Source organism: Aeromonas sp. MR19 (assembly GCF_963899305.1).
In the GTDB taxonomy this organism is placed as follows: Bacteria; Pseudomonadota; Gammaproteobacteria; order Enterobacterales; family Aeromonadaceae; genus Aeromonas; species Aeromonas bestiarum.
This window is the reverse complement of sequence record NZ_CAWQWZ010000011.1, coordinates 728,809-741,338: the sequence shown is the minus strand read 5'-3', so window position 1 is coordinate 741,338 and position 12,530 is coordinate 728,809. Positions and strand designations below refer to the sequence as shown.

The following is a 12,530-nucleotide window of genomic DNA, read 5'->3' as shown; positions in this document are numbered from 1 at the left end:
CGGCGCCCACCCGTGGGGTGGGCGCCAGGCAGATCAGCCGACGGCCTTGAGCTGTTCGGCGTAGGGTTCGTGGCAGATCTGGATATCGATCGGCAGCTTGTAGATGAGCAGGCGGGCCAGTGACCCTTCCATCCAGTGGTGGCGGCTGCCCACCAGCAACAGATCCGCCGGGTGCGCGTCCAGCCAGCGCTTCAGATCGGGCACCACGTCATCGACCACCAGACACTGGTAATCCACCGGGTGCTGCAGGGTGGTGATGAGCTCGCTGATGATGGCCTTGGCATCCAGGGTACCCTGGGCACTGCGTTCCTCCTCGGACAGTGACAGGCTCTTGCGGCGCATCTTGCTGCTGTGGGTCAGGTGCAGCAGGGTCAACTCACCGCCCATTCCCTGTACCAACCGGCTTGCTTTGGCCAGTGTCTCCTGCTCGTAATCCTTGCCTTCCAGCAACAGCACAATATGGGTTGAGGTCATAAGCAGTTCTCCTTGGCATGGCGCGGGGCACCGGGGACAAATTGTCTGTCCCCTACCACTGTGTTCCCGCTATGTGTCGCATAGAACGAACCGGTTTCGCGCGTCTGGCGTCACTCTTTGTCGGTGATGCATCGCAAAGCCATGTTCGTTCACATCATCATAACAGACTGAGTTGAATGGAAAATGAAGGGAACCCTGCTTTTTGACGGTTCATTGGTCTGTTGGCAGTGAAAAACCTGACAGGGCAGCATGTTTGCACTGTGGATGGGCGTCAAAAACCAGGATCCTGTGGTTTGGCATCGATGAGATTACGGGGGGAGGGGGACGGTTTGGGGCGTGCGGGAGGCGGTGGTAAGAGTGGGCGATTGAGAGTGGAGAGGGAGCCGGCCCTGGGCCGGCGCCCTCTCCACTGAACTCAAACCGGGTCTGAGGAGAGATACTGGGTCAGCCAGGGCAGCCCCTCTTTCTTGCGGCTGACGGCGCCGGCCAGATGAGTCGGCTGCTCGGGCAGTATGCCCTTGCTGGCGAAGTAGAGCAGGCTGCCGCCCTTGGCCAGATCGGTCAGCATCAGCACATAGGCATCCAGCTCATCTTGCTCCAGCCGGTCTTGCATGGCCTGCGCCAGCTCGGCCTGGCGGGTGTGGATCTGCGCCGGATCCATCACGCAGATCTGGCTGATATAGAGCTTGTAACCGGCGATCTGGTACGCCTTCTCGTCGGCGACGAGCAGCTCTGTCATAGGGGCGTCACCGAGCTGGGTACGCCGCTCCAGCAGGGTCTGGGCGAAGGGCTCCAGCGCCAGATCGGCCAGGGGCAGCAGCGCATTGACGGCGGCGCGATCACGGGCCGTGGTGGTCGGCGAGGTGAGGCTGAAGGTGTCGCTGATGATGGCCCCTAGCAGCAGGCGAGCCTGGGTGCGAGAGAGGGTGTCATAGCCCATCAGCTCCAGCAGGACGGTGGCGCTGCAACCCACGGCCCGGATCCAGGCATCGAGCGGGCCCCGGGTGATAAGTGTGCCTATCCTGTGGTGATCGATCAGCCCCTGCACGTCGGCCTCGGCCAGCCCCTCCGGCCCCTGCTCCAGCTCGCTGAAATCCACCAGAAACACAGATTTGTTGGCCACGCTGCCTTGCAGCAGGGGCGGGGCATCGACCCCGGCAGTTTCCAGAATGAAGCGGGTTTCGGCTATGGGCTCACCCAGGGCATAGGCCTGGGCCTGCCGGCCCTGACGATTGAGCCAGTCGGCGGTGACCAGGGCGGTACAGATGCTGTCGCTATCGGGGTTCTTGTGGCCAAACACATGGAGCATAAAGACATTCCTGACGTTGGAGGCTAGCCTGGCCGAGATCGCGATGACGCAGATCGGGCAGGGGGCGCGGATAAGATGGCTAAACGGAGTGAGGGCTTGCCCCCAGTCTGGTTTCACTCTATGCAGCTGTGCTACTTCTGGCAACCAGGCTGATCCGCTAGCCCCTTGCTGCCCCCTGTCGTGCGGGTGGGCGGAGCCGGTCATGGCGAGCACCTTGTTGCAGACCCAGACCCAGACCCAGACCCAGACCCAGACCCAGACCCAGACCCAGACCCAGACCCAGACCCAGACCCAGACCCAGACCCAGGAACTTGGCTGCAGCTCAGGTGTTGTCCTGTCTACCGCTGGCGCCAGTGCCGGATCCGGGTCAGAGAGGCTGCTCTGATATTGGTTGGCCAGCCAGAGGAAGGGATTGTGGGAGAGGAAAAGAGCATGAGGCAATGAGGGCGGAGCAACAAAAAAGGGAGAGCCCAACCCTGCGGGTCTGGCGCTCCCTTTTACTGCCTGCCTGGAGATGCTTGCTCAGGAGGCCAGCAGCTCGCGGGCGTTGGCCAGGGTATTGTCCGTGATATGGTCGCCGCCCAGCAAACGAGCCAGCTCCTTGAGGCGGGCTCCCTGATCCAGCGCCTGCATCTGGGTCTCAGTTGTCTTGCCGTCCGTGTGCTTGCTCACCACCATGTGCTGGTGGCCCTTGCCTGCCACCTGCGGCAGATGGGTCACCACCATGACCTGAGTGGATTCACCGAGCTGGCGCAGCAGACGACCCACCACGGCGGCGGTGGGGCCGCTGATCCCCACGTCCACCTCATCGAAAATCAGGGTCGGGGTCGAGACCTTGCGGGCGCTGATCACCACTATGGCCAGGCTGATCCGAGACAGTTCACCCCCCGAGGCCACCTTGCCGAGCGGCTGGATCGGTTGCCCCGGGTTGGTGGTGACCATAAATTCCACCCGATCGATGCCGAGTGGTGACAGGCTGCTCTGGGCATCCGGTCGCACCTCGATGGCGAAGCGACCGTCCGGCATCGCCAGCTCGTGCATGCTGGCGGTCACCTTGGTGCCTAGCTCCTGGGCGTAACGCTGACGGCTCTGGCTCAGGGCCTCGGCGGCCTGCACGAAGGCGAGGCGGGCCTCGGCCAGTTCATCTTCCATGCCCTCGAGGCGCTCCTCGTCGGAGTTGAGGCGGGCGAGATCACTGGCCAGATCCTGATGATGCAGGGCCAGCTCGGCCGGTTTGACATGGTGCTTGCGGGCCAGATTGATGGCTTTGGAGAGGCGGGCTTCCAGCTCGTTGAAGCGTTCGGGATCCAGTTCAAGCCGATCCAGATAGCTGCGCAGCTCGCTGTGGCTCTCCTGCACGCCTATCATCGCCTCGTTCAGCATCTCCAGCACAGGGGTGAGGCGGCTGTCCATGCCCACCAGACCCTCGGCCTTGTCGACGGCGACCTGCAACAGGCCGGCGATGGTGGTCTCTTCGTTGTCATAGAGCAGATCGAGACAGGCGCCGCACTCCTGCATCAGCTCGGTGCCGTTGGCGAGCCGCTGATGTTCCTCTTCGATCGCCTCGAACTCTCCCGGTTGCAGGGCGAATTCGTCCAGCTCCTGTACCTGATATTCGATGAGCTGGCGGCGGGCCTCCCGCTGTTGCTGTTCGGCCTTGAGGCGATTGAGCTCGTTTTGCAGCTGGCGCCACAGCTGATAGTGCTGGCGCACTTCGTCCAGCAGCAGGTGATGGCCGGCGTAGCCATCCAGCAAGCTGAGCTGGTAGTCGGGTTTGAGCAGGAGCTGGTGGGCGTGCTGGCCGTGGACGTTGACCAGCAGTTGACCCAGATTCTTGAGCTGGGTCAGGGGGACGGGCACCCCGTTGATGTAGCTGCGGGAGCGCCCCTCGGCGGAGAGCACCCGCCGCACTATGCATTCGCCTTCGTTGTCCAGCTCGTTGGCGGCGAGCCAGGCGCGGGCGGCCGGGTTGCCGTCCAGCAGGAAACGGGCGCTGACCTCTGTCTTGTCGCTATCGGGGCGCACCATGCTGGCCTCGGCCCGCTCGCCGAGGCAGAGGCCGAGCGCGTCTATGGCGATGGATTTACCGGCACCCGTCTCACCCGTGATGCAGGTCATGCCGGGTTGCAGATCGAGTTCGAGAAACTTGACGATGGCGAAGTTGTTGACGGTCAGCTGGGTCAGCATGGTCTCATCCTGTATGGGCCAACATTACTGTGTATGCATCCAGTATATACTGGTTTTACATACAGTAAAGAGTCGGCCCGCAACAGGATGGACAAGGAAGGGTTGAAAAGCGGCTTAGAACAGCTTGCTGCCCCAGCCGAGCTTGTTGCGCAGCACGTGGAAGTAGCTGTAGTCGAGCGGGTGCACCAGGTGCAGCTTGTGGCTGCTCTTCTTGATGAGGATCTCGTCACCCGGGTGCACCGCCAGGGTGACCTGACCGTCGCAGCTCACCTGCATGGCGTCATCCTGGTTGTCCGGCGAGACCAGCAGCCGTACCTCGCTGTCCGCATCCAGCACTATGGGGCGGCTGCTGAGGGTATGCGGAAACATGGGCACCAGTGTGATGGCGTTGAGCTTGGGGGTGAGGATGGCGCCGCCCGCCGACAATGAGTAGGCGGTGGAGCCGGTCGGAGTGGCGACTATGATGCCGTCCGAGCGCTGGCTGTACATGAAGCTGCCATCGATATAGACCTCGAACTCGATCATGTGGGCTATTTTGCCGGGGTGCAGCACGGCCTCGTTCACCGCCAGGTTGCTTGATTTACGCTCCCCGTGGCGATAAACGGCGGCCTCCAGCAGGAAGCGGTGTTCACTCTTGTAGTGGCCGGAGAGCACCTGTTCCAGCGGCAGCAGGTAATCCTGCGGCGACAGGTCGGTCAAAAAGCCGAGATTGCCCCGGTTGACGCCGATCACCGCCACATCGAACCGTGACAGCACCCGGGCCGCCCCCAGCATGTTGCCGTCGCCGCCGACGACGATGGCCAGATCCGCCTGCTCACCGAGCTGGACCAGATCCATCACGTTCTCATCCATGATGCCGAGGGTGTGGGCCACCCGGCTCTCCACCAGCACCCGAAAACCTCGGGTAGTGAGATATTGATGCAGACCGGTCAGGGTCTGGTTGGCCCCTTCGTGGTGGGGTTTGCCAATCAGGGCAATGGTTTTGAACGGAGAATCCATATGCTGTCGGGTCTGGGATGAGTATTGGGGGGAGTATACCGCGCTTTGTGGGGGATTTGTCTGCTGCCGGCGTCTACTGGTGGGCATAGCGCCATGAAAAGTGGCAATTTGGCCGTTGGCTCGGCTCATTGGCGACGATAGCGCCCTTTTCCCCTTGAAAGCCGGGGCTGCGTCCCCATAATAGCGCCATTACAGGGTCTGTTAGCGACTTGTCGCGCACCCGAACGTCAACAGACCCTAACAAGCAACCCTGAAATTGGAGATGTCATGAACCACGAAGAACAAAAGGTTGAAGCGATGGAGCAAGTGGAAGTCCAGCCAGTCGAGCCGACCGATGTAGACAGTGAAGTGACAGCCGAGCAGGCCCGCATTGCCGAGCTGGAGGCCCAACTGGACGCCGCCCGGCTGGCGTCCAATGAAGAGCGCGAGCGTGCCATTCGTGCCGTCGCCGAGATGGAAAACCTGCGTCGCCGCGCCGCCCAGGACGTGGAGAAGGCTCACAAGTTTGCGCTGGAGAAATTCGCCGCCGAACTGCTGCCGGTACTGGACAACCTGGAGCGCGCCATCGAGCTGGCGGACAAAGAGAACGATGCCCTCAAGCCCATGATCGAAGGGGTCGAGCTGACCCTCAAATCCATGCAGAGCTCGGTGGGCAAGTTTGGCCTGAATCCGCTGGATCCGCTCAATCAGCCGTTCGATCCCAACGCCCATCAGGCGATGAGCATGATCGAAAATGGCGAGCTGGCACCGAACACCGTCATCGCCGTGATGCAGAAGGGCTACGAGCTCAACGGCCGGGTGATCCGTCCGGCCATGGTGATGGTCTCCAAGGCGCCGGCCTGAGAGTCATCGCTGTGCTGAGCCCGCCGCTCGGCGGGCTTTTTATTGATAGCGGCGCCATTCTGCGTATTCAGTGGCGCCATTTGGCAAGCATTCAGCCGTAAACAGGGCAAGAATGCGCGGTTTTTTGAGGGCGGGGCTTGAAGCGACAACTTGAGACCCCATATAGGTTGCAAGGCCGCGGCGGCACAAAAAATTTGATGCCGGGAGCTTGAAAGCCACTCTGGCTGCCCCCACCTAGCCGTTAACGCATTAAGGCGAGTTCCTCGCCAGTTTATTCAAAGTATTTGGAGATTCGTCAAATGGGTAAAATCATCGGTATTGACCTGGGTACTACCAACTCCTGCGTCGCTATTCTGGATGGCGACACCGCTCGCGTGATCGAGAACGCAGAAGGCGATCGTACTACTCCGTCCATCATTGCCTATGCCGATGATGGCGAGATCCTGGTTGGTCAGCCGGCCAAGCGTCAGGCCATCACCAACCCGAAGAACACCCTGTTCGCCATCAAGCGTCTGATCGGTCGCCGTTTCGAAGATGAAGAAGTGCAGCGTGACCTGAAGATCATGCCGTACGCCATCGCCAAGGCTGACAACGGTGATGCTTGGGTTGAAGTGAAGGGCAAGAAAATGGCACCGCCGCAGATCTCTGCCGAAGTGCTCAAAAAAATGAAGAAGACCGCCGAGGATTACCTGGGCGAGCCGGTGACCGAAGCTGTCATCACAGTACCGGCCTACTTCAACGATGCCCAGCGTCAGGCTACCAAGGATGCCGGTCGCATCGCGGGTCTGGATGTAAAACGCATCATCAACGAACCGACTGCCGCGGCTTTCGCCTACGGCGTGAACAAGGTCAAGGGCGAGCGCAAGGTTGCCGTGTATGACTTGGGTGGCGGTACTTTCGATATCTCCATCATCGAGATCGACGAAGTCGAAGGGGAAACCACCTTCGAAGTACTGGCGACCAACGGTAACACCCACCTGGGTGGTGAAGACTTTGACAACCGCGTCATCAACTATCTGGTAGACGAGTTCAAGCGTGAGCAGGGCATCGACCTGCGCAACGACCAGCTGGCCCTGCAGCGTCTGAAAGATGCCGCCGAGAAAGCCAAGATCGAGCTCTCTTCCGCCCAGCAGACCGACGTGAACCTGCCGTACATCACCGCAGATGCCACAGGTCCCAAGCACATGAACATCAAGGTGACCCGCGCCAAGCTGGAGTCCTTGGTGGAAGACATGGTGAAAGACTCGCTCGAGCCGGTCCGTACCGCCCTGAAAGACTCTGGTCTGGCCGTTGGCGAGATCGACGACGTCATCCTGGTAGGCGGTCAGACCCGCATGCCTATGGTGCAGAAGACAGTTGCCGAGTTCTTTGGCAAAGAGCCGCGCAAAGACGTCAACCCGGACGAAGCCGTGGCCATGGGTGCTGCCATCCAGGGTGCCGTACTGTCCGGTGACAAGACAGACGTACTGCTGCTGGACGTCACCCCGCTCTCCTTAGGGATTGAAACCATGGGCAGCGTGATGACGGCGCTGATCGAGAAGAACACCACCATCCCGACCAAGAAGTCCCAGGTGTTCTCCACCGCCGAAGACAACCAGTCTGCCGTGACCATTCACGTGCTGCAGGGTGAGCGCAAGCGCGCCAGCGACAACAAGTCCCTGGGCCAGTTCAACCTGGAAGGTATCCGTCCGGCTCAGCGTGGCCTGCCGCAGATCGAAGTGACCTTCGACATCGATGCCAACGGTATCCTGCACGTCTCTGCCAAAGACAAGGAGACCAACAAGGAGCAGAAGATCACCATCCAGGCTTCCTCCGGTCTGTCTGATGAAGAGATCGAACGCATGGTACGCGAGGCGGAAGCCAACGCGGCCGAAGACAAGAAGTTTGAAGAGCTGGTGCAGACCCGCAACCAGGCTGACGGTCTGGTCCACTCGGTCCGCAAGCAGGTAGCCGAAGCCGGTGAAGCCCTGCCTGCCGACGACAAGACCAAGATCGAAACCGCATTGAGCGAGCTGGAAGCCGTCATCAAGGGTGACGACAAGGCGGTCATCGAAGCCAAGCAACAGGCGCTGATGGAAGCCTCCCAGAAGCTGATGGAGATTGCCCAGCAGCAAGCCCAGGCTCAGGGCGCTGGCGCCGATGCCGGTCAGTCCTCTTCTTCCGCCAAGGCTGACGACGACGTGGTCGATGCCGAGTTCGAAGAAGTGAAAGACGACAAGAAATAAGCCACACCCAGATGGGCAGAGTCCGCTCTGCCCATCGGCTTGAACGATGAATTTACGGGCGTTGGGTGACCAACGCCCGTCTGCATAACTGTTTACGTAGCAACAGGATCAGTATGTCAAAGCGCGATTTCTATGAAGTGCTCGGGGTATCGAAAGATGCCGACGAGCGCGAGATCAAGAAGGCGTACAAGCGTCTGGCGATGAAGTTTCACCCGGATCGCAACCAGGGTGATGCCGCCTCCGAAGAGAAGTTCAAAGAGGTCAAGGAAGCCTATGAGGTCCTGACCGATGCCAACTTGCGCGCCCGTTATGACCAGTACGGTCATGCCGGCGTGGATCAGAGCCAGGGTGGCGGTGGCCACGGTGGCTTTGGCGGCGGAGCCGATTTCGGTGATGCGTTCGGCGACATCTTTGGCGACATCTTTGGCGGTCGCAACGGCGGCGGTCGTCGTGGTCCGGCCCGGGGTTCCGACCTGCGCTACACCATGGAGCTGACCCTGGAAGAAGCGGTGCGCGGCGTCTCCAAGGAGATCAAGGTACCGACCCTGGTCCACTGCGAGGTCTGCAACGGTTCCGGCGCCCACACCGGCAGCAGTGCCCAGACCTGCCCGACCTGCCACGGTGCCGGTCAGGTGCAGATGCGCCAGGGCTTCTTCGCGGTGCAGCAAGCCTGTCCGCACTGTCACGGTCGCGGCAAGATCATCAAGGATCCGTGCCGCAAGTGCCATGGCGAGGGTCGCTACCAGAAGACCAAGACACTGTCGGTGAAAATTCCGGCGGGCGTCGATACCGGCGATCGCATCCGTCTCTCCGGCGAAGGGGAAGCGGGGGAAGCCGGGGCTCCGGCCGGGGATCTCTACGTACAGGTGCACGTCAAGGAGCACGAAATCTTCGTGCGTGACGGCAACAACCTCTACTGCGAAGTGCCCATCAGCTTCACCGCCGCCGCACTCGGTGGCGAGATCGAAGTGCCGACCCTGGATGGCCGCGTCAAGCTCAAGGTCACTCCCGAGACCCAGACCGGCAAGATGTTCCGCATGCGGGGCAAGGGCGTCAAGTCCGTGCGCTCCGGCCAGGTGGGGGATCTGATGTGCAAGGTGGTGGTCGAGACCCCGGTCAAGCTGACCGAGTCCCAGAAAGAGCTGCTGCGCCAGCTGGACGAGTCGTTCAGCGGTGCCGCCGCCAAGACCCACAAGCCGAGATCGGAAGGCTTCTTCGAAGGGGTGAAACGCTTCTTCGACGACCTGACCCGCTGATGGCAGCCGGTCCGGCACCAAGATAGAAAGAGGGAGGCATGATGCCTCCCTCTTTTTTTTGTCGTCTTGATCCGAGCGCTATCGCGACCCGTCATCCCGATGTGCAGAGCTGTCCATATCAGGCGCCGACCAGCGTGCTGCCGAGGAAGGCATAGGCGAAGCCAAAATAGATCAACACACCCAGCAGATCCATGATCGAGGTGAGCATGGGGGAGCTGAGGGTGGCCGGGTCAGTGCCTATCTTGCGCGCCACGAATGGCAGAGCCAAACCGAGCAGGCTGCCAACGACGGTCACCGTCATGGCCGACAGGCTGACGATCAGCACTATGTCCCAACCTATGCTCTTGCTCCAGAATGCCATCACGCCTTCCAGCACGGCGACACCCACCCCCAGCGCCACGGCCACGGGCAGATCGCGACGCAGTACGAAGAAGAAGTCACGCAAGCTCAGCTTGAGCTGCCCCATGCCCATAGAGCGGATCACCAGGGTGGCAGACTGGCTGCCCGCGTTGCCGCCCATGTCGATGATGGGGGCAATGAAGGCGGCGAGGATCAGGACCTCGCTGAGCAGATCCTCCTGGGCCGCGACCAGATTGCTGGTGAGAATGCCAAAGATGGTCAGTACCGCCAGCCAGAAGAAACGGGCATTGAACATGCTCAGTGTGCTGGATGCGCGAAGATCGAGTTCGGGGCCACCCAGAGCCGCCGTGCCACCGAAACGGGCAATGCGGTTGGCGTCCTCTTCCTCGGCCACATCCATCGCATCATCCACAGTGACCATGCCGAGCAGCTGCCGGTCATTATTCAACACCGGCAGGGCCAGCAGGTTATAGCGGGCTATCATGTCCGCGGCGGCTCCCTTGTGGGCATCTGCCTGAATACTCACCAGCTCCCGCTGCATGATGCTTGATATGGGGGCCTTGCTGTCGGCCAAAAAGAGCTCTCGCAGCGAGACAACCCCGATGAGGCGGCGCATTTCATCCACGACATACAGGGTGTAGATGCTTTCTCTGTCAGCGGCTGTGCTGCGCAGGCGCTGCAGCCCCTCGCCCACTGTGATGTCGGCTGGCAGGCTGGCACAATCCGAGCTCATGATGGAGCCGACCAGGCTGTCGGAGTAAGAGGCCAGTCGTTGGGTATCCTCCCGCTCTTCCTCCGTCATCGCATCGAGCAGTATCTGGCGCAAGGCGGCGGGCAGACGATTGTAGAGGTCGGCCCTGTCATCGGGGGAGAGGCGGGTGCACAGCTCCTCCAGCTGGGTCTTGGCCATGGAGCGCACCAGACTGGCCTGAATGTCGCTGGGCAGATGGCGGAAGATGCGAGCGGCCCGCAATGCAGGCACCAGGCTGAGGAAGGTGTGAATATGCTTGTCTGTCAGGCGCTTTATCGCTTGAGCCAAATCGACTTCATGAATATTCAGGCTCAGGCTCTGGATCCCCATGCGATCCTTGTTTTGCAGCAGTACGTACAGCTGTTGGTGAATATCTTGGTATTGCATTTATATATCCTTTATTACATCAGCCGGAAAAATGGCAAATAGAGTCCCGACTGACATCACATCAGCAAAAATAGATAAAGAAATAACACCCGAAAATTAACTCGGGCTAGTCGCCAGTACAGGCTCCAGGGTCAGGGTCCATAAGGCACCTCCTGATTGATGTAGAAAACGGCCATATTCTTGCCCGTCATGGGCAACGAAGGGGGAACTGAACAGGTGCAACGCTCGGCAAGCGTGCAGCAAGGGAGACCGGATGGCGAGACGGACGCAACCCGGTGAGCGGCGGCTGCCATGTCCCCTGCGGTTTCGCCGGCAAGCCGCATGGCCACTGACCCTCGGCAAACCGGGCTCGCCATTGGCAACTCGCGCCATGGGCGGAGCAACATGGGTTGATGGGTAGACAGCGGTAATGACATGCGGATCCTGATATCAGGAGAAGATCCATGCAGGCATGATTGACGGCATCCAGCGGGTGACCCTGGATGGCGCAAGTAATAGACATCGAGTGAATACAGGGAAGGGGTGCACTCAGGTGCAAATAAACCGCTCTCCGCATAGCGCGAGATAGCGGCAGAAGACTCTGCGGGATCTCGCGACTCAGGTATTGGCTGACGAGCTCAACAACCTACTGTCATCTGATGAATTGCCCACTGATGGTCTCCGTTATTAATCAATGCGGCGATGCTACTGGAATGACACTTATTGGTAAATAATTAATCCACCGACAGAAACATTTAGAAACAACTTTATTGATATCATGATGATTAATGGGTGATGTCAGTGTACTCAGGTGAGTATAGTTTTGGCGTCTATCTTGTTATGGACAAACAGGTTGCAATAAAAGCAGTCAAGCTTTTTATTTAAAGGACTATTTTATGAAAAAATGTATTTTGGCAATTGCTTTATTCCATTTGATGTCTGCAAATGCTTTTGCTGGGAATAAAGACGATACATGCAAAGCCTATCGTGATGCGGCAGCACAGAGTTGCAATGCCGGATCTGGTGGCATTTCAGATGGTTCCATGGGTGCCTGTTTTGGAGCGCAACTCGGGCTGATTTTTCGCGGCTGTTGAGAAAGCTGGCAGCCAGGATCTGAACTGATAGGTTGACCCCGCCGAGTGGCGGGGTCAATTTTTTAGCGTGTATCGTATGTCTTCGACTTGCCTACTGGCTTCTGTCGGGCGTGTCAGCTAAATCAGGTCGCTTCAATCTGATCTTGCAACATATGAGACGTTAACGTAACCGTTCACCGGCAGGGGCTTGATGCACACAACTCGGCAGGGAGGGGGTAATCCGTTTTCTCGATGCAAGCTCGGACGACTGCGCGAAGCCATTCCTGAGGACAACGCCCCAGTCGTTTGGCTGTCTCCACCAACGACAGTATTCGCTGTGGCGAAACAATTCCCCACGATGTGAACACATGCCGTAGCTCCCTTTACGCCATAGCACATAGCCGCGTAGCGCCCGTTCCGCCTCGTTATTCGTCAGCGGGATATCGTCATCACTCATAAACCGCCACAGCATCTCGTCATCCTTGATTAGCCACTCACTGCGGCCCCGGTAGCGCTTCGAGCACAGCACGGTTCCTTGCGCTAGCTCTGCCGATAGCGTCTGAGTCGGTGCAGATACGGCTCCTTGCCGAGGTCGCCATTCTCATAACGGTTACTTTGGATCCGCCCTATTGAGTGGATCCCGATGAGGGATCCACCTCACAACTCCCGCCAATTTCCCCTGTACAA

Annotated in this window: 10 protein-coding genes and 1 pseudogene; 5 read left to right on the top strand and 6 right to left on the bottom strand. The window is 59.6% G+C overall.

What is annotated here, in order from left to right; all coding sequences use genetic code 11:
- Positions 1–33: 33 nt before the first annotated feature.
- A complete protein-coding gene (locus tag AACQ95_RS09100; protein ID WP_043134323.1) occupies positions 34–474 on the bottom strand; it encodes a universal stress protein in 441 nt (146 codons plus the stop codon).
- A gap of 415 nt (positions 475–889) precedes the next feature.
- Positions 890–1,783, bottom strand: a complete 894-nt coding sequence (locus AACQ95_RS09095; RefSeq protein WP_241278390.1) for a DHHA2 domain-containing protein — start codon at positions 1,781–1,783, stop codon at positions 890–892.
- A gap of 202 nt (positions 1,784–1,985) precedes the next feature.
- Here AACQ95_RS09095 and AACQ95_RS09090 point away from each other — a divergent pair, with 202 nt between their 5' ends.
- The gene (locus tag AACQ95_RS09090; RefSeq protein ID WP_241278389.1) at positions 1,986–2,168 is read left to right on the top strand and encodes a hypothetical protein; all 183 of its coding nucleotides are present in this window, start codon (positions 1,986–1,988) and stop codon (positions 2,166–2,168) included.
- A 137-nt stretch (positions 2,169–2,305) separates the two neighbouring features.
- On the opposite strand, the gene recN is transcribed toward AACQ95_RS09090, so the two are convergent.
- Both recN and nadK read right to left on the bottom strand, forming a co-directional pair.
- Positions 2,306–3,970 carry a DNA repair protein RecN gene (gene recN / locus AACQ95_RS09085; RefSeq protein WP_098983297.1) on the bottom strand — a complete coding sequence of 555 codons (1,665 nt, stop codon included), beginning with the start codon at positions 3,968–3,970 and terminating at the stop codon, positions 2,306–2,308.
- Positions 3,971–4,084: 114 nt separating this feature from the next.
- Positions 4,085–4,969, bottom strand: coding sequence for an NAD(+) kinase (nadK, locus tag AACQ95_RS09080; RefSeq protein ID WP_042871168.1), 885 nt, complete (start codon positions 4,967–4,969; stop codon positions 4,085–4,087).
- 267 nt (positions 4,970–5,236) lie between these two features.
- On the opposite strand from nadK, the gene grpE reads away from it, so the two are divergent.
- The 3 genes from grpE (at position 5,237) to dnaJ (ending at position 9,293) form a co-directional block, all read left to right on the top strand.
- Entirely contained in the window at positions 5,237–5,812 is a 576-nt protein-coding gene (gene grpE, locus AACQ95_RS09075) for a nucleotide exchange factor GrpE (RefSeq protein WP_043556786.1), read from the top strand.
- A gap of 299 nt (positions 5,813–6,111) precedes the next feature.
- On the top strand, positions 6,112–8,037 hold the full coding sequence (gene dnaK / locus AACQ95_RS09070) for a molecular chaperone DnaK (protein WP_043556785.1): 1,926 nt from the start codon (positions 6,112–6,114) through the stop codon (positions 8,035–8,037).
- 113 nt (positions 8,038–8,150) lie between these two features.
- Positions 8,151–9,293, top strand: coding sequence for a molecular chaperone DnaJ (dnaJ, locus tag AACQ95_RS09065; RefSeq protein WP_042871174.1), 1,143 nt, complete (start codon positions 8,151–8,153; stop codon positions 9,291–9,293).
- A 118-nt stretch (positions 9,294–9,411) separates the two neighbouring features.
- On the opposite strand, the gene mgtE is transcribed toward dnaJ, so the two are convergent.
- A complete protein-coding gene (mgtE, locus tag AACQ95_RS09060) occupies positions 9,412–10,791 on the bottom strand; it encodes a magnesium transporter (protein WP_043134317.1) in 1,380 nt (459 codons plus the stop codon).
- An 875-nt stretch (positions 10,792–11,666) separates the two neighbouring features.
- On the opposite strand from mgtE, the gene AACQ95_RS09055 reads away from it, so the two are divergent.
- Positions 11,667–11,864 (top strand): hypothetical protein, encoded by a 198-nt coding sequence (locus tag AACQ95_RS09055; RefSeq protein ID WP_241278388.1) that lies wholly within the window; start codon positions 11,667–11,669, stop codon positions 11,862–11,864.
- A gap of 173 nt (positions 11,865–12,037) precedes the next feature.
- Here AACQ95_RS09055 and AACQ95_RS09050 read toward each other — a convergent pair.
- Positions 12,038–12,455 (bottom strand): annotated as a pseudogene (locus tag AACQ95_RS09050) (IS66 family transposase); the annotation flags it as partial.
- Positions 12,456–12,530 lie beyond the last annotated feature (75 nt).